This window comes from Gellertiella hungarica (assembly GCF_014197145.1).
In the GTDB taxonomy this organism is placed as follows: Bacteria; Pseudomonadota; Alphaproteobacteria; order Rhizobiales; family Rhizobiaceae; genus Gellertiella; species Gellertiella hungarica.
The window spans coordinates 322439-338734 of sequence record NZ_JACIEZ010000003.1; the positions used below are offsets into that span (position 1 = coordinate 322439).

General features: G+C 63.8%; 15 protein-coding genes. 8 read left to right on the top strand and 7 right to left on the bottom strand.

What is annotated here, in order from left to right; all coding sequences use genetic code 11:
• Positions 1 to 47: 47 nt before the first annotated feature.
• Positions 48 to 263 carry a DUF2934 domain-containing protein gene (locus tag GGR23_RS10080; protein ID WP_183366148.1) on the bottom strand — a complete coding sequence of 72 codons (216 nt, stop codon included), beginning with the start codon at positions 261 to 263 and terminating at the stop codon, positions 48 to 50.
• Positions 264 to 315: 52 nt separating this feature from the next.
• Positions 316 to 606 carry a DUF982 domain-containing protein gene (locus GGR23_RS10085; protein WP_183366149.1) on the bottom strand — a complete coding sequence of 97 codons (291 nt, stop codon included), beginning with the start codon at positions 604 to 606 and terminating at the stop codon, positions 316 to 318.
• Positions 607 to 861: 255 nt separating this feature from the next.
• On the opposite strand from GGR23_RS10085, the gene GGR23_RS10090 reads away from it, so the two are divergent.
• The 6 genes from GGR23_RS10090 (at position 862) to GGR23_RS10115 (ending at position 7521) form a co-directional block, all read left to right on the top strand.
• Entirely contained in the window at positions 862 to 2751 is a 1890-nt protein-coding gene (locus GGR23_RS10090) for a peptidylprolyl isomerase (RefSeq protein WP_183366150.1), read from the top strand.
• 24 nt (positions 2752 to 2775) lie between these two features.
• A complete protein-coding gene (gene trpD / locus GGR23_RS10095; RefSeq protein WP_183366151.1) occupies positions 2776 to 3792 on the top strand; it encodes an anthranilate phosphoribosyltransferase in 1017 nt (338 codons plus the stop codon).
• Positions 3793 to 3802: 10 nt separating this feature from the next.
• Positions 3803 to 4615, top strand: a complete 813-nt coding sequence (trpC, locus tag GGR23_RS10100; RefSeq protein ID WP_183366152.1) for an indole-3-glycerol phosphate synthase TrpC — start codon at positions 3803 to 3805, stop codon at positions 4613 to 4615.
• Positions 4615 to 5112: a cyclic pyranopterin monophosphate synthase MoaC gene (gene moaC / locus GGR23_RS10105; RefSeq protein WP_183366153.1), complete on the top strand. Its 498-nt coding sequence runs from the start codon at positions 4615 to 4617 to the stop codon at positions 5110 to 5112. The genes trpC and moaC overlap by 1 nt, the downstream gene beginning before the upstream one ends.
• Positions 5109 to 6332 (top strand): molybdopterin molybdotransferase MoeA, encoded by a 1224-nt coding sequence (locus GGR23_RS10110; RefSeq protein WP_183366154.1) that lies wholly within the window; start codon positions 5109 to 5111, stop codon positions 6330 to 6332. Before moaC ends, GGR23_RS10110 begins: the two co-directional genes overlap by 4 nt.
• A 145-nt stretch (positions 6333 to 6477) precedes the next feature.
• Positions 6478 to 7521 (top strand): restriction endonuclease, encoded by a 1044-nt coding sequence (locus GGR23_RS10115; protein WP_183366155.1) that lies wholly within the window; start codon positions 6478 to 6480, stop codon positions 7519 to 7521.
• A 283-nt stretch (positions 7522 to 7804) separates the two neighbouring features.
• On the opposite strand, the gene pyrG is transcribed toward GGR23_RS10115, so the two are convergent.
• From pyrG to GGR23_RS10135, 4 genes are all read right to left on the bottom strand, one after another.
• Positions 7805 to 9433, bottom strand: a complete 1629-nt coding sequence (gene pyrG / locus GGR23_RS10120) for a CTP synthase (RefSeq protein ID WP_183366156.1) — start codon at positions 9431 to 9433, stop codon at positions 7805 to 7807.
• Positions 9434 to 9573: 140 nt separating this feature from the next.
• Complete coding sequence (gene secG / locus GGR23_RS10125; protein ID WP_183366157.1) at positions 9574 to 10011, bottom strand: preprotein translocase subunit SecG; 438 nt, start codon at positions 10009 to 10011, stop codon at positions 9574 to 9576.
• A 91-nt stretch (positions 10012 to 10102) separates the two neighbouring features.
• Positions 10103 to 10873 (bottom strand): triose-phosphate isomerase, encoded by a 771-nt coding sequence (gene tpiA / locus GGR23_RS10130; protein ID WP_183366158.1) that lies wholly within the window; start codon positions 10871 to 10873, stop codon positions 10103 to 10105.
• An 88-nt stretch (positions 10874 to 10961) separates the two neighbouring features.
• Positions 10962 to 11798, bottom strand: coding sequence for an alpha/beta hydrolase (locus GGR23_RS10135; protein ID WP_183366380.1), 837 nt, complete (start codon positions 11796 to 11798; stop codon positions 10962 to 10964).
• 269 nt (positions 11799 to 12067) lie between these two features.
• On the opposite strand from GGR23_RS10135, the gene parE reads away from it, so the two are divergent.
• Both parE and GGR23_RS10145 read left to right on the top strand, forming a co-directional pair.
• The gene (parE, locus tag GGR23_RS10140) at positions 12068 to 14131 is read left to right on the top strand and encodes a DNA topoisomerase IV subunit B (protein WP_183366381.1); all 2064 of its coding nucleotides are present in this window, start codon (positions 12068 to 12070) and stop codon (positions 14129 to 14131) included.
• A gap of 217 nt (positions 14132 to 14348) precedes the next feature.
• A complete protein-coding gene (locus GGR23_RS10145; protein WP_210296923.1) occupies positions 14349 to 15104 on the top strand; it encodes a carbonic anhydrase in 756 nt (251 codons plus the stop codon).
• A 27-nt stretch (positions 15105 to 15131) separates the two neighbouring features.
• Here the strand turns inward: GGR23_RS10145 and GGR23_RS10150 are convergent, their stop codons facing one another.
• Positions 15132 to 16259, bottom strand: coding sequence for a DUF2336 domain-containing protein (locus GGR23_RS10150; RefSeq protein WP_183366159.1), 1128 nt, complete (start codon positions 16257 to 16259; stop codon positions 15132 to 15134).
• Positions 16260 to 16296: the final 37 nt, after the last annotated feature.

Genomic DNA, 16296 nt, shown 5'->3' on the forward strand with positions numbered 1-16296 from the left:
CGGCAATGCCTCCGGGCCCTTCTTTCTTGGCAGGACTGGCAGGGCCATCACTCGTTCCGACCTTCCTTGCCCAGCACGGAGAGGTTTTCATCCATCTCGCGCGGCTGCGGTGCCTCCTCGCCGCCGACATTGCGCTCGGCTTCCATCCAGTGCTCCAGATCGCGTCCTTCCGGCTGGCCCTGCTCGATCCAGAGCGAATAGGCCCGCTCGCGGATGCGTTCCTCGCGATCGGTGTCGGAATAGCGGGTGTTCGAATTGTCCATTGCGGTTCTCCTTTTGCTACGGAAAACCGGCTCGCTTGGATAAAGGTTCCCGTCAGGCGGCCTTGCGCGGACCGGCGAGCGGCGCTCTGCGCGTGGATGCAGGACGCAGCCCCGCCTCGCGGCAGGCAAGCATCAGCGCGGCCCGCGCTGCCCGGCACGTACCCCGGCCTTCCAGCGCGTCACGGCACGCGGCGATCGCCCGCTCGTAGAAGAGACCGGTACGGATGGGCCATTCGTTTTCAAGGAAATCGAGTGCATCATAGGCATTCAGGAAGATCCGTTCGAGGCCCCCCTGAAGTTCGATACGGAAGGGCTGGTCGAAGGGCATTTCAATAAAGGTCATGGGTATGCGGCTCCTTGTCGGCCCACAAACGTACCTCGGCGGGAAAGGTTCCGCCGGCCGCGATCCTCGCACCGTGAGATTGCGTCGGCCTGTCGAGACGAAGCGAGCCTTCGCGACCGACGGCCGCCTCATCCGTCAGCCGGGCATTTTCCGTGACTTCAGCGCTTCATTTCCGCCACGGTTTCCTCTAAGGAACGATATTTGCGTGCCTCCTGAAGGTGGCAGGACTGAATCGTTTGCGAGGTGTGGTACCCAATGCTCGAACTGCTCAGAAAAGCGTCCAAGACGGTGGTTGCGAAAGCCCTTTTCATTTTGCTGATCGCATCCTTTGGCATCTGGGGCGCGTCCCAGCGCATGGAGCACGGTTCTTCCTCCACAGTGCTGACGGTGGGTGACCAGAAGATCAATGTCGGCGAGTTCCGCCTCGCCTTCCAGCGCCAGGTGGCGAATCTCAGCCAGCAGCTCGGCACCCAGCTCTCCACCGATCAGGCCAAGGCCTTCGGGGTCGAGCAGCAGCTCTATGCAGAGCTTTCTGCCGGCGCTGCACTCGACCAGCTCGCTTCCGACATGAAGCTCGGTCTTTCCGAGGAGCGCCTGGCGCGTCTGATCGCGGATGATCCCGCCTTCAAGTCGGTGAACGGTGCCTTCGATCGCCAGCTCTTCGAAAGCCGCCTGCGCAATGCCGGGCTGGCGCCGGACCAGTACATCGCCGAACGCAGCAAGGTGGCCGTGCGCGGCCAGATCGTCGATGCAGTTTCGGATGGCTTCTCGGCACCGAAGGCGCTGGTGGATGCGCTGACGCTTTATCGCGACGAAAGCCGCACCGTCGACTACCTGCTTCTGTCGAACGCCAATATCGACCCGATCAAGACGCCCGCCGACGACGTGCTTTCCAAGTGGTTCGAAGGTGTGAAGGCCCGCTATCGCGCGCCCGAATTCCGCAAGATTGCCGTCGTGCATCTGACGCCGGAAGATATCGCGGACCCCTCCACCGTCACCGACGACGCCATCAAGGCAGAGTTCGAAAAGCGCAAGGAAAGCTTCAAGACGCCTGCCTCGCGCACGATCGAGCAGCTCTCCTTCCCTAACAAGGAAATGGCCGAGGCCGCCGAAGCCGCGCTCAAGACAGGCGTCACCTTCGACCAGCTGGTCAAGGACCAGGACAAGACCGAGGCGGACATCCTTCTCGGCGAGTTCACCAAGGACAAGGTTCCGGACCCGGCGATTGCCGAGGCAGCCTTTGCCGTGACGAAGGACGGAGGCACCACGGATGTCGTCGACGGTTCCTTCGGCCCGGTCATCCTGCGTATTTCCAAGATCAAGGCCGAGAGCGCCCGCGACTTCGAGTCGGTGAAGGATGAAATCCGCAAGGAACTGGCGCTTGTGAATGCCAGCGAGGAAATCCTCAACGTGCACGACCGTTTCGAGGATCTGCGCGCGTCCGGCATGACCATCTCGCAGGTGGCCGACCAGTTGAAGCTCAAGACCATGACCATCGAAGCCGTCGATGCCAACGGCCAGGGCCCGGATGGCAACGCGGTCAAGGATATCCCCGAGAGCAAGAAGCTGCTGGATGCCGCCTTCAAGGCCGAGCAGGGCGCGGAAACCACGCCGCTCGCCGCCGAAGACAATGGCTATGTCTGGTACGAGATCGTCGATGTGAAGCCGGAGCATGACCGGACGCTGGCGGAAGTGAAGGACAAGGCCGTGGCGGACTGGACTGCAGAACAGCAGGCAGCAGCCCTTGCCGCCAAGACCGAAGAACTTGCAAAGCAGGTGAAGGGCGGCAAGGCTCTTTCCGATATCGCAACGGAGATGGGTCTCCAGGTCGAGAACAAGTCTGGGCTGAAGCGCGGCAGCGAGGACACCGTTCTTGGCCGCGGCGCGATTGCCGCCGCCTTCTCGGGACCTGTCGGCACGGTTGCCCACGACCTTTCCGCCGATGGCACCGGCCAGATCCTCCTGAAGGTTACCGACGTGGCTGAAACCGCGACCACCGATGCCCTTTCCCCCGAACAGGACGTGACCGGACTTGCCCGCGCCGCTGGCGACGATATCCTCGACCAGATGGTCGCTCGCCTCCAGGCGGAATATGGCGTGACCGTCAACCGCGACCTCGCCCAGCAGGCGATGACACTGCGGTAAGACCACGGACGGAAGGGGCAGGATATGGCCGAACTGAAACCGCTGATCGCCAAGGCCGCAAATGGCGAGGCGCTGACGCGCGATGAAGCCCGCGCTGCCTTCGACATCCTCATGTCGGGGGAAGCAACACCGTCGCAGATCGGCGGTTTCCTGATGGCGCTGCGCGTCCGCGGCGAGACCGTGGACGAAATCGTCGGTGCCGTCGAGGTCATGCGGTCGAAGATGCTTCCGGTGGAAGCCCCCTCTCACGCCATCGACATCGTGGGCACCGGCGGGGATGGGAGCCACACCTACAACATTTCGACACTCGCCTCGCTGATCGTCGCCGGGGCGGGCGTGCCCGTGGCAAAGCACGGCAACCGCGCCCTTTCCTCGAAATCCGGCACGGCGGACGCCCTCTCCGCGCTCGGGGTGCAGCTCGAGATCGGTCCAGAACTGATTTCCCGATGCATTCACGAGGCCAATATCGGCTTCATGTTCGCGCAGATGCATCACTCCGCGATGCGCCACGTGGGACCCTCCCGGGTGGAGCTCGGTACCCGGACGATCTTCAACCTCCTCGGCCCTCTTTCAAACCCGGCCAGCACGCGCCGGCACCTGCTCGGGGTATTTGCACCGAAGTGGGTGATGCCGCTTGCCGAGGTGCTGAAAGACCTGGGCTCGGAAAGCCTCTGGATCGTCCATGGTTCCGGCCTGGACGAGATCACCACGACAGGAAAGACAGAAGTCGCCGCACTCGAAAACGGAAAGATCCGCTCCTTCGAGTTGACACCGGCGGATTTCGGTGTCGAGGTGGCGACGCTCGACCAGCTGCGGGGCGGCGACGGGGTGGCCAATGCGGCGGCCCTGAAGGCCGTGCTCGAGGGCGCGCGCAATGCCTATCGGGATATCGCGGTCTGCAACGCTGCCGCTGCGCTCGTGGTCGCCGGCAAGGCCGAAACCATCCGCGAGGGCATGCGCCTCGCCAATCTCTCGCTCGAGGACGGGGGTGCTGCAGAGGCGCTCGCCAGACTCGTATCGACGTCCAACGCCGCGGAGTAAGGAACGAGCCATGAGCGACATCCTGAAGAAGATCGAAGACTACAAGCGGGTCGAGATCGCTGCGGCGAAGACGCGCGTACCGCTCGCGGACCTGAAGGCCCGTGCCGCCGACCAGGAGGCGCCGCGCGGTTTCCTCAAGGCGCTGCAGCAGAAGAAGGCGGATGGCCTTTTCGGGCTGATCGCCGAAATCAAGAAGGCGAGCCCCTCCAAGGGCCTCATCCGCCCGGATTTCGACCCGCCGTCGCTGGCGCGTGCGTATGAGGAAGGTGGCGCGGCCTGCCTGTCCGTCCTCACCGATACGCCGAGCTTTCAGGGAGCCCCCGAGTTCCTGACCGCAGCCCGTGCGGCCTGCAGCCTGCCGGCTCTGCGCAAGGATTTCATGTTCGACACCTATCAGGTCCACGAGGCGCGGGCGTGGGGGGCAGACTGCATTCTCCTGATCATGGCCTCCCTGACCGACGATGACGCCCGCCGCCTGGAAGAGGAGGCCTTCTCGCTCGGCATGGACGTACTGGTCGAGGTTCACGATGCGCCGGAAATGGAGCGTGCCCTCAAGCTCGCCTCGCCGATGGTGGGCATCAACAACCGGAACCTGCGCACCTTCGAAGTGAGCCTTGGCGTCAGCGAGGCGCTCGCGCCGATGGTGCCGCCGGACCGGCTGCTGGTCGGGGAAAGCGGTATCTTCACCCATGCGGACTGCCAGCGCATGCTGGCTGCAGGCATCAGCACGTTCCTCGTCGGCGAAAGCCTCATGCGCCAGGTCGATGTCGCCTCCGCAACGCGGTCGCTGCTGGGGACCACCGCAAGAGCCGCGGCCGAGTGATGAGCGAGACCCGCCTCACCCACATCGCAGCGTCCGGCGAGGCGCACATGGTGGATGTCGGCGACAAGGCCGACACGACCCGCAGCGCAACCGCAGAAGGATGCGTGCGCATGAACCCGGAAACGCTTGCCATCATACTGGCGGGCGATGCCAAGAAGGGTGATGTCATCGGCACGGCACGGCTTGCGGGCATCATGGCGGCGAAACAGACGTCGAACCTCATACCGCTTTGCCACCCGCTGATGCTCACGAAGGTGGTGGTCGACATAACACCGGACGAAGCGCTTCCGGGCCTGCGCGTCAGCGCAACCGCGAAACTCACGGGCAAGACCGGCGTTGAGATGGAGGCCCTGACCGCCGTTTCCGTCGCCTGCCTGACGATCTACGACATGGCCAAGGCCGTGGACAAGGCGATGGAAATCGGAGGTATACGCCTCATCGAGAAGACCGGAGGAAAATCCGGCGACTACAGGCATCCGGAAGGACGAGAACCATGACGCTGCTCTCCGTTGCTACCGCGCTTTCGCGGCTGCTCGAAAAGGCTTCCCCGCTTCCCGGACAGGAAGATGTGCCGCTGGACGCGGCCGTGGGCCGCGTGTTGGCTGCCGATGTGGCGGCCCGTCTGACCCAGCCACCCTTCGACTCGTCAGCCATGGACGGCTACGCCTTGCGGGCCGCCGACATTGCAACCGTCGGAGCGGAGCTTTCCGTCATCGGGGAGTCCGCGGCGGGTCACGGCTTTGCCGGCAGCGTCGGACCGGGTGAAACGGTACGCATCTTCACCGGCGCTCCCGTGCCGGACGGTGCGGACACGGTTATGCTCCAGGAAGATGCCGAAGTGCTGGAGGGCGGTCGCATCCGCTCCACCTTCGTCACACCCCAGGGCCGCCACATCCGGCCCAAGGGGCAGGACTTCATGCTGGACGAGGTGGTGCTCGAAGCTGGCCGAGCCGTGGATTTCGCGACCCTGCTGGTTGCCGCCGGCATGAACCATGCGACGCTTCCCGTATGGCGCAAGCCCATCGTTGCCATTATCGCCACGGGCGACGAACTCGCCTTGCCCGGCTCCGCTCCCGGACCGAACCAGATCATTGCTTCCAGCACCTATGCCGTGGCCGCCCTTGCGCGGCAGTCCGGCGCCGAAGTCATCGATCTCGGGATCGTTCCCGACAGCACGGAAGCAATCGGCGCGGCTGTTGCGGATGCGCGCTCGCGCAAGGCGGATGTGCTGATCACGCTCGGCGGCGCTTCCGTCGGCGACCACGACCTCGTGCAGTCCGTTCTGACCGGAGCGGGCATGCAGCTGGATTTCTGGAAGATCGCCATGCGCCCGGGAAAGCCGCTCATGGTCGGCAGCCTGGACGAGATGCACGTGCTCGGCCTGCCGGGAAACCCCGTGTCCAGCATGGTCTGCGCCCTGCTCTTCATGGAGCCGCTCATCCGCAAGCTCGCCCATCTGCCGCCGGCACGGCGCGAGGCAACCGCGATCACGGTCGCGGCGCTGCCTGCAAACGATCACCGGCAAGATTTCGTCCGCGCGCGGCTCTACCGCGAAACAAGCGGCAAGCTCTCCGTGGAAAGCTTCGGCAAGCAGGATTCATCGCTGATGAAACAGTTCAGCCAGGCGGACTGCCTGATCGTCCGGCCGCCTCACGCGCCTGAGCTGCCGGCAGGCATGCCCTGCCCCGTGCTGCTCCTTCATCCCGAAAGCCTCTGAGGCTTCCCCCCACAGGCCGAGGCCGCCCTCATGGGCGGCTATTGCTTTTTTATTGTTACGATATTCCTATAGAACCAATGGACCGCGCCTGCCGGTCGTCTATGCTGGACGAGCTTCGATTCCCTATCATGAAGAGAGGGGCCTCATGCTGGAACGCAGCCCGAGACATCGTGAAATCCAGATCAGCTTTCGCTCTCTGGCGGAGAAGATCCTCGCGCGCGAGGGCGCGATCGTGGTCGAAAGCGGCTGGAAGGCCAAGAACGGCAAGGCACCTGCTGCCGCTGCGGATTTCGTCTTCAAGCGCCCTCCGGACAATGAGCTGACGGTCGTGGAAGCCAAGCTCGTCCGCAGCCGGCGGATGGAAGACGGGCTGTTCCGCAACGCGCTCGACGAGTTGAAGCGCCAGCGCGATGCCCGCAAGGCACGGCATGCGACGCTCGTCACCACCGCCGAGCCGACCGAGGCGCAGCTCCAGGAGGCGGAGCGCCAGGGCGTGGCGCTTCTGGGCATTCCCCAACTGGTGCCGATGGCGCTGAAAACGCCCACGCTGGCCGAGGCGCTGGCCGACCTGCTGCGGGAAATCTCGAGCGATCCGGGCCAGCACGCGGAAACGATGCAACTGCTTGAGGCGCATACGGCCCGTGCCAAGGCGCGCGGCGAAGGCGCGAAGATCATCGCGGAGCTCGATCAATCCAAGCCCGGCCGCGAACACCACCGCAAGTTCGAGCAGATCGGGGAAAAGGCGGTGCGCCAGCTGCTGACCGATCAGGTGCAACGCTGGAGCGTTCCCGTGCTGGTGGAGGATGGCCTCAACCGCCCCACGCTGATCGTCAGGCTGATGCCGCGCCACGATGTCTGGACAGCCCTGTCGGAGGAATTCGGGAGCCGCTACATGTGCGTCGGCTTCGTCAACGATGCCGATCCGGCCGGCCAGGGAGACGTGCTGTCCGCGGCACGGCATCTCCACCCAAAGGCCCGCCGCTCCATCGGTATCCTCATCGCCCGCAACGGCTTCGACCCCGGCGCACGGCGTGCGGCCGTCGAAATGCTGCGCGAACACGGCAAGCTGCTGCTCCTCGTCAGCCTCCAGGACCTGCGCGAGCTGCTCATGGCCCGCGACAGCGGCGACGAATACCACGATTTCTTCCACGAACGCGCCAGCGAACTAATGGCCGACAATACGGTGTAGCATTCACCATCAGGGCGGCTGCCGAAGTTGCGTGAGGTGCGCTTGCGGCTCGCCCCCTCTGCCCTGCCGGCCATCTCCCCCTCAATGGGGATGGTGTTTAGGTGGGCGCCCAGCCAACACCTCGGCGGATGAGACACTAGTTGTCTTGGGAAATCCTGAAGCCACGGTCGATCTCCCCCTCGCGGCGAGCGAAGCTCGTCCGCCTGGGGGAGATGTCCCGGCAGGGACAGAGGGGGGGTGCGACCCGGCAAGTCCGATGCCTGCCTCGGCCCCCGCCCCTCGATCAGACCAGCCGGCTCTGCTCCAGCGCGGCCGTGATGAAGCTCTTGAAGAGCGGATGCGGTTCGAGCGGACGGCTCTTCAGTTCCGGGTGATACTGTACCCCGATGAACCAGGGATGGTCGGGATACTCCACCGTTTCCGGCAGAACGCCGTCGGGCGACATGCCGGAGAACAGCAGGCCGCAGGATTCGAGGCGATCCTTGTAGTCGACGTTGACCTCGTAGCGGTGCCGGTGGCGCTCGGAGATATCCGTCGTCCCGTAGATCTCGGCGATCCGGGTGCCCTTTTTCAGCGCGGCAGTATAGGCGCCGAGGCGCATGGTGCCGCCGAGATCGCCGGATGCCTTGCGCTTCTCGAGCTGGTTGCCCTTGACCCATTCGGTCATCAGGCCGACGACCGGTTCCTTCGTTTCGCCGAACTCTGTCGAAGATGCATTCTCGATCCCCGCGAGATGGCGTGCCGCCTCGACGACTGCCATCTGCATGCCGAAGCAGATGCCGAAATACGGGACCTTGCGCTCACGCGCAAACTTCGCCGCCGCGATCTTGCCTTCGGAGCCGCGCTCGCCGAAGCCGCCGGGCACGAGAATGCCATGCACCTTCTCGAGGTAGGGCGAAGGATCTTCCTTTTCGAAGATCTCCGATTCGATCCACTCCAGCTTGACCTTGACACGGTTGGCAATGCCGCCGTGGTGAAGGGCTTCGATGAGCGACTTGTAGGCGTCCTTGAGACCGGTGTACTTGCCGACGATGGCGATGGTGACCTCGCCCTCCGGATTGTGGATCCGCTCGGCGACCTGCTGCCATGCCTCGAGCCGCGGCTTGGGCGCGGGCTCGATGCCGAAGGCGGCAAGCACCTCGTTGTCGAGGCCTTCCTTGTGATAGGCCATCGGCACGTCGTAAATGTTGGCAACGTCCAGGGCCTGGATGACGGCGGAAGGACGCACGTTGCAGAAGAGCGAGAGCTTGCGGCGTTCCGCTTCCGGGATTTCACGGTCCGCACGCACCAGCAGGATGTCGGGACGCAGGCCGAGAGCCTGCAGTTCCTTGACCGAATGCTGCGTCGGCTTGGTTTTCAGCTCTCCGGCCGCCGGAATGTAGGGCATCAGCGTCAGGTGAACATAGACGGCCGTGCCGCGCGGCAGGTCGTTGCCGAGCTGGCGGATCGCTTCCATGAAGGGCATGGCCTCGATATCGCCGACGGTACCGCCGATCTCGCACAGAACGAAATCATAGTCTTCGTTACCCTCGGTAATGAAGTTCTTGATCTCGTTGGTCACGTGCGGGATCACCTGGACGGTCGCGCCGAGGTAATCGCCCCGCCGCTCCTTGTCGATGATGTTCTTGTAGATCCGGCCGGTGGTGATGTTGTCGCTCTTGGTCGCCGAACGCCCGGTGAAGCGTTCGTAGTGACCGAGATCGAGGTCCGTCTCGGCACCGTCATCGGTCACGAACACTTCGCCGTGTTGCGTGGGAGACATCGTGCCGGGATCGACGTTCAGGTAGGGGTCAAGCTTGCGAAGGCGAACCCGATAGCCACGGGCCTGCAGCAACGCGCCGAGAGCTGCGGCTGCGATTCCCTTGCCAAGGGAGGAAACCACGCCGCCAGTGATGAATACATATCGCGCCATGGGCTTTACCGATTACCGTTTCCGAATTGATTCCGCCAGCCCCCGAGCAAGATTAAATATGCTTATCAACGGTGGCGAATGATACACAAAAGAAATCCGGCAGGCTTTTGGCCTGCCGGACGGGGTGATTTTGGAAAGCCTTACTGGCCTGTCGGGACGCCCGACTTGTCGGCGGGAGCAGCCGGAGCGGCCGGCTGGGCGGCACCGTTGGCGGCAGGAGCGGCCTGACCGTTGGCGGCCGGGGCCGCCGGAGCCGTCTGGCCGGCAGGCGCATCGGATTTCGCACCGCCGAGCTGATCCAGAACGCCGTTCTGGCCGGTGCCCTGCGGGATCTTGTCCAGAATGTCGGTCGGCTTCGATTCGTACTTGGACAGGATGCCCATGCCGAGCGCGAGAGCGAAGAACAGCGTTGCGAGGATGGCGGTGGTGCGGGTCAGCGCATTGGCCGTGCCGCGCGCCGACATGAAGCCGGAGCCGCCGCCGATGCCCAGACCGCCGCCTTCCGAACGCTGGATGAGAACGACGCCAATCAGCGCCAGTACCACCATGAGATAGATGACAAGCAATACGGTTTGCATGGGTGTCCAATCCTGCCCCACCCGATGGGGCGAAAGTCGTTTGGGGGCTCTTTACAGGAGGAGCGGGCTTATTCCAAGCCCCGCCTCCCCATTAAGCCAGCAAATCCTCGTAGGCCTTGTAGATGGCGAGGAAGTCGGCCGCTTTCAAGCTGGCCCCGCCGATCAGCGCGCCATCCACATTGGCGACGCCCATCAGCTCCCTGGCGTTTCCGGGCTTGACCGAACCGCCGTAGAGAAGACGCATGCCCGCACCTTCCTTGCCGAAGCGTGCCGTCAGTTCGTTGCGCATGAAGGCATGGGCTTCCGCCACGTCGGCTGCAGTCGGGGTCAGCCCCGTGCCGATCGCCCATACGGGCTCGTAGGCAATGACGGTGTTCTCTGCCGTGGCATCATCGGGAACCGAGCCGGCGAGCTGGCGCTTCAGCACATCGAGGGTTTCACCGGCCTTTCGCTGGGCTTCCGTCTCGCCGATGCAGATGATCGCGACCAGACCCGCAGACCAGGCGGCCGCAGCCTTTTCCGACACCAGCTCGTCCGTCTCTTCATGGTCGGTGCGGCGCTCGGAATGGCCGACGATCACATGGGTGCCGAAGCAATCCGCGATCATTTCGGCCGATATGTCCCCGGTATGGGCACCGGACTGCTTCGTATGGCAATCCTGCGCGCCGATCATCAACGGACTGTCGGTCGCAAGCGCGGTGGCGACATAAAGGAGGGTCGCGGGCGGGCAGATGAGGGTGTCGACCTTCTCGCTCAGCGCATCGTGAACGCCTTCCGACATCGCCTTGAGCTCGTCGAGGGAGTTGCGCAGGCCGTTCATTTTCCAGTTGCCAGCCACGAGCGGCTTCACGTCAGGGGTCATCGGTCCTCATCCTTCATTGTGTGCGGCTTCCCCTAGCAAAAGCAGCGGCAAAAGGGAAGCGAGGCAGGCGCTCGCCCTTCAGTGGGCCTCAGCGGGTCAGAAGCCAGTTCAGCACCCGGCGCCAGTCCGTCATGCGCACCGGTGTTCCATGCGAACCGGTATTGAAGAGCGTGAAACGGACCGGATAGCCCTTGGCATGAAGTTGCGCATAGATGGCAGCCTGGTCATCAGCCTTGTAGACCTTGTCGGCGCTGCCATGGGTGAACCACAGCGGCAGCCCCGCTTCATGAAAGGCGCTTTTCGGAAAATCCGGGTCCGGCGCGCCGCCCATCACCAGCATGCCCTTGAGATCCCGCACGGTCGCAGCCTCCCGGGTGATGCCCCAGCACAGGAAGCTGCCCATGGATGCGCAGGACAGGATGACGGGCTTGCCACCGCTCGCGCTGCGCGCGGCGGCGATCAGATCTGCAACCTGACGCACGCCATTGGCGTCGAAGCGCCGGATGGTCGGGGCGTAATACACGCCGCCGTTCTTGACAACGAGGTTCTTCAGCCGGTTGAAATTTCCCCCGAAACGCCAGTCGTTCGAACCGAGCCGCCGGTCGCCGTCGCGGCCGTGAATGAAGATGACGGTAAATGCGGCGCCCTCCCCCTTTCCCACCCGTGTCACTGCCAGGGGACCGGAGGCTAGGTTGAGCGTCTCGTCCGCCTGTGCGCTGCGGGGAGACAGATCCACCCAGGCGCGCTTGACGCGCCGTTCCGGCTCCTCGTCACGCCCGTTGATGTCCCGCATTTCCTGGTAGTCGACGACCTCATAGTCACCGCCGTCGCGAGTTTCGATCCGCGTCTGGGCGGAAAAAAGCTCGTCCTTGAACGGCTTCAGCGGCCCTTTCGATCCTTCGGCCGCCGCCCCCTGTGCGACCATCAGGGTGACGAGAAGGGCAAGGAAGGGTCGTTTCAGCATGGCGTGGGCTCCTCGCAAGGCATTTTCCGGCCGCAAATGCCATGCAATCGGTGGATAGAGCAAGGCTTGCCGAACATTCGTGCCCCAGCCGCATCGCGAACAAATGCGGAATCTGCCAGTATCGGCTGAGCGATTCGCGGCCTTGAGACGATTGCGGTTCCCTACCGTGTCGCCTAAAAGGCAACCCAGAAAAACAAGACGTGAACACGATAGCCAGATCCGAACAGCCCATGGACGATAACAACGATCTCTTCTCCTCCCTCCCCAGGGAAACGAGGCAGGAGACACCCCCCGCAGCCGCAACGCCCCCGGCCCGTGCCGAAGCGACGGAACGGGCACGCCCGGCCGCACCGCCGGCACCGGCCGGTGACAGCTACGACGCATCGGCCATCCGGGTTCTGGAGGGGCTGGAACCGGTGCGCATGCGCCCCGGCATGTATATCGGCGGGACCGACGAGAAGGCGATGCATCACCTCTTCGCCGAGGTGATCGACAACTCCATGGACGAGGCGGTCGCCGGTCACGCCAACTTCATCGAAGTGTACCTGAACAAGGACGGCTTCCTGTCGGTCACCGACAACGGGCGTGGGATGCCGGTGGAAAATCATCCGCAGGTGCCGGGCGTGTCCACGCTCGAGGTCATCATGACCAAGCTCCATGCGGGCGGCAAATTCGACGGCAAGGCCTATGAAACCTCGGGTGGTCTGCACGGTGTCGGCGTCTCGGTGGTCAATGCGCTTTCCGATTTCGTCGAGGTCGAGGTTGCCCGCAACCGCAAGCTATACCGCCAGACCTTCTCGCGCGGCATTCCGCAGACAGGTCTCCAGGAACTCGGCGACGTGCACAACCGCCGTGGCACCAAGGTGACCTTCCGCCCCGACAAGCAGATCTTCGGAGAACATGCGCGCTTCGATCCGGGCCGCATCTTCCGCATGTCCCGCTCGAAGGCCTATCTCTTCGGCGGCGTCGAAATTCGCTGGGCTTGCGATCCGGAGCTGCTGCCCGAGGGGTCGGACATCCCGGAGAAGGCCGTATTCCACTTCCCCGGTGGTCTGAAGGATTACCTGCAGGCCAATCTCGGCAAGGAATTCACCGTCACCCGCGAGATCTTTGCCGGCAAGTCCGAGAAGACCGGCGGGCACGGTGCGATCGAATGGGCGGTGACCTGGTATGGCGGCGACCAGCAGATCCATTCCTACTGCAACACCATCCCGACACCCGAGGGCGGGACGCACGAGGCGGGGCTTCGCATCGCGCTCACCAAGGGGCTCAAGAACTATGCGGATCTGATCCAGAACAAGCGGGCCGCGCAGATCACCACCGACGACGTGATGATCTCCGCCATGGGCATGCTCTCCGTCTTCATCCGGGAGCCTGAATTCGTCGGACAGACGAAGGACCGGCTGGCGACCGTCGAGGCGCAGCGCATCGTTGAAAACGCGCTCCGCGACCCCTTCGATCATTACCTCGCGGACAATCCTGCGGAAGCGGCCAAGCTGCTGGACTGGGTCATCGAGCGGGCCGAGGAGCGCCTTCGCCGCCGCAAGGAAAAGGAAGTCAACCGCAAGACCGCAGTGCGCAAGCTGCGCCTTCCGGGCAAGCTTGCCGATTGCGCGCAGAACACGGCGGAAGGCGCCGAGCTGTTCATCGTCGAAGGCGACTCGGCCGGCGGCTCGGCCAAGCAGGCCCGCAACCGTGCCAACCAGGCCATTCTGCCCTTGCGCGGCAAGATCCTGAACGTCGCCAGCGCCGGCCGCGAGAAGCTCTCGGCCAACCAGCAGATCGCCGATCTCATCCAGGCGCTCGGCTGCGGCACGCGCACCAAGTATCGCGAGGAGGATCTGCGCTACGAGCGGGTCATCATCATGACCGATGCGGACGTGGACGGAGCGCACATCGCCTCGCTGCTCATTACCCTCTTCTATCAGGAAATGCCGGAGCTGATCCGGGGTGGCCATCTCTATCTGGCCGTTCCGCCCCTCTACCGCATGACCGGGGGCGGCAAGACCCTCTATGCCCGCGACGACGCACACCGGGCGGAGCTGATGGCGACGGTGTTCAAGGGCAAGAAGGTGGAGATCGGCCGTTTCAAGGGCCTCGGCGAGATGATGCCGGCGCAGCTCAAGGAAACGACCATGGACCCGGCAAACCGCACCCTCCTCAAGGTCGCGATCGATGATGCCGATTTCGAAGGCACCAGGGATGCCGTGGATGCGCTGATGGGCACCAAGCCGGAAGCCCGTTTCCGGTTCATTCAGGATCGCGCTGCCTTCGCCGATAATCTGGATATCTGACGCGAGGTCCTTCCGGGCTTCGCGGACGGTAGCGATCAGGATGGTCAGCACCCTTTCCCCCGAAGGGGCAAGGGGCTCGCCGCCGCTTTGCATGTTACCCCGGGATCATCCGCACATCGAAAATCAGTAACCAATTATTGACGCGCCCGTGCGAGCCTTTGGGGGATGACCGGTATTCCGTGCAATGATTGCGCAACAGTGACCCGAGGCTTGTTCCATGCGTCCCATTGCCCTTCTTGCCACCTCCATGCTGCTGCTCGCCACCACCGCTTCTGTCGGCAAGGGCTCGGGCACCCCGCACTGGACCTATGAAGGCGAGGAAGGGCCGCAGCATTGGGCCAAGCTGGACCACAGTTTCGAGGCGTGCGAACTCGGGCAGCAGCAATCCCCGGTCGATCTCGTGACCCACATCAAGGCCGACCTGCCCTCCATCAAGTTCGACTATGGAGAGATCCCGACGGAGGTGGTCAACAATGGCCACACCATGCAGGTGAACGTTCCCTACGGCTATTCGATGACCATCGAGGATCACACCTATCAGCTGGTGCAGTTCCACTTCCACACCCCGAGCGAATATCAGATCGAGGGTCAGAGCTTCCCTCTGGAACTGCATCTGGTTCACAAGGACGAGAACGGCACGCTTGCCGTCGTGGGTGTGCTGATCAAGGAAGGCGGCGTCAGTCCAACGCTGGAGCAGATCTTCTGGGGCGGTCCGGCGGAGGCCGGGAAGACCAAGCGGCTCATCGACGTGAAGACCGATCTCAAGGCGCTCTTGCCAAAGGATCGTTCCTACTACCGCTTCATGGGTTCCCTCACCACGCCGCCCTGCTCCGAAGGGGTCAACTGGTTTGAAATGAAGACGCCCATCGAAGCATCGATGGCCCAGATCGCCAAGTTCAGGGAAATGTTCCCGATGAACGCGCGCCCCATCCAGCCCCTCAACAACCGCCTCGTGGTCGAGGACGTCAAGTAGCGCGACGCCGTTTCCCGCAAAGGAAGCTCAGGCCGCCACCACCGCCTGTATGGCATAGGAGCGTGCCTCCATGCGCTGTTCCGAAATCGCCAGCCGCTCCACCATCTCGATGAGATCAGTTGCCGGCGTGCGGTCACCGCCCGGCTTGCGGAAAGTCCGCAGGAGCGCCGCCGCGACGCTGCCGGCACCCTTGCCCGTGGCCTGACTGCGCAGAAGGAATACCGCTTCCACGAAGACGACGCTGATATCGCGGCCCAGTCCTGCTGCCTCGAACAGCGCTCGGACTGCATGCATCCGGCCGGTCGAGAGAACCGAGCGCACCCGCCGCTCCTCGACACCGGTCAGGTTCACGAGAACGCAGGCGATGAAATCGATGCGGCCCGCGCAGAGCGCATGCATCAGGAAGGCAGGCGTAAGACGGCAACCGATACGGAGATGCTCGACCAGTGCCGGAATGTCCCGCTCGTCGGCGTGCCCTGCGATCGTCAGCGTCCCGGCCTCCGAAGCCTCGCGGGCAATGCGGGCCATCCGCCGCTCACCCACGGTCGCACGGACGAAATCCAGGGCCGACAGCGCTTCCGTCACCTGCTGCATCAGCATGTGACGGACATCGGCCGGCAGATCCGGCCTTTCCATCAGCAAGCTCCGCACTTCGGCGTTCGCGCCATGGCGGCGGGCGATGTCGCGCAGGGTTGCCGCGGCAAAGCGATTGTCCGGGTTCTCGAGAAGCAGCACAATTTCCGGTTCGTCCCCCACGGCTGCTATGGCGGCGGATACGATGGCAGACACTTCTGCACGCGAGGCGATGAGGCTACGCCTCACGCTGTCGCCACGGGCAGCAAGATCGACGAAATCGTCGTCGGTAATGACGGGCGACTGGGTAATGACGGTTGCCGCGATTTCCGGCTGATCTTCCGCAAGAGGCAGGATCAGGGAGCGCGGCACAAGGTCGGATGTCGCAAGCGCTTCGGCAAGGGCAAGCCGGACCTTCGGGGACGGATCGTCGAGCAGGTAGGTCATGGCCATCAGCGCGGCGCGGCGTTCCTCCTCGCCCATGGAGGAGCGGATATAGGCCCGCCCCAGCGCATTCGCAGCCTTTGCGCGTTCGGCGACACGCGCCGTTTCCGACCATCTGAGAAATGCCTGTACGATCACGGATACTGCCCCACTGACGTGAACGATTGCTCATTCG

Excerpts from the sequence above, each read along its gene's own strand:
- trpD (WP_183366151.1), top strand. The coding sequence starts at position 2,776 with ATGGCCGAACTGAAACCGCTGATCGCCAAGGCCGCAAATGGCGAGGCG.
- moaC (WP_183366153.1), top strand. The coding sequence starts at position 4,615 with ATGAGCGAGACCCGCCTCACCCACATCGCAGCGTCCGGCGAGGCGCAC.
- parE (WP_183366381.1), top strand. The coding sequence starts at position 12,068 with ATGGACGATAACAACGATCTCTTCTCCTCCCTCCCCAGGGAAACGAGG.
- GGR23_RS10090 (WP_183366150.1), top strand. The coding sequence starts at position 862 with ATGCTCGAACTGCTCAGAAAAGCGTCCAAGACGGTGGTTGCGAAAGCC.
- GGR23_RS10080 (WP_183366148.1), bottom strand. The coding sequence starts at position 263 with ATGGACAATTCGAACACCCGCTATTCCGACACCGATCGCGAGGAACGC.
- pyrG (WP_183366156.1), bottom strand. The coding sequence starts at position 9,433 with ATGGCGCGATATGTATTCATCACTGGCGGCGTGGTTTCCTCCCTTGGC.
- GGR23_RS10115 (WP_183366155.1), top strand. The coding sequence starts at position 6,478 with ATGCTGGAACGCAGCCCGAGACATCGTGAAATCCAGATCAGCTTTCGC.
- secG (WP_183366157.1), bottom strand. The coding sequence starts at position 10,011 with ATGCAAACCGTATTGCTTGTCATCTATCTCATGGTGGTACTGGCGCTG.
- GGR23_RS10135 (WP_183366380.1), bottom strand. The coding sequence starts at position 11,798 with ATGGTCGCACAGGGGGCGGCGGCCGAAGGATCGAAAGGGCCGCTGAAG.
- GGR23_RS10110 (WP_183366154.1), top strand. The coding sequence starts at position 5,109 with ATGACGCTGCTCTCCGTTGCTACCGCGCTTTCGCGGCTGCTCGAAAAG.
- GGR23_RS10085 (WP_183366149.1), bottom strand. The coding sequence starts at position 606 with ATGACCTTTATTGAAATGCCCTTCGACCAGCCCTTCCGTATCGAACTT.
- GGR23_RS10145 (WP_210296923.1), top strand. The coding sequence starts at position 14,349 with ATGCGTCCCATTGCCCTTCTTGCCACCTCCATGCTGCTGCTCGCCACC.
- trpC (WP_183366152.1), top strand. The coding sequence starts at position 3,803 with ATGAGCGACATCCTGAAGAAGATCGAAGACTACAAGCGGGTCGAGATC.
- tpiA (WP_183366158.1), bottom strand. The coding sequence starts at position 10,873 with ATGACCCCTGACGTGAAGCCGCTCGTGGCTGGCAACTGGAAAATGAAC.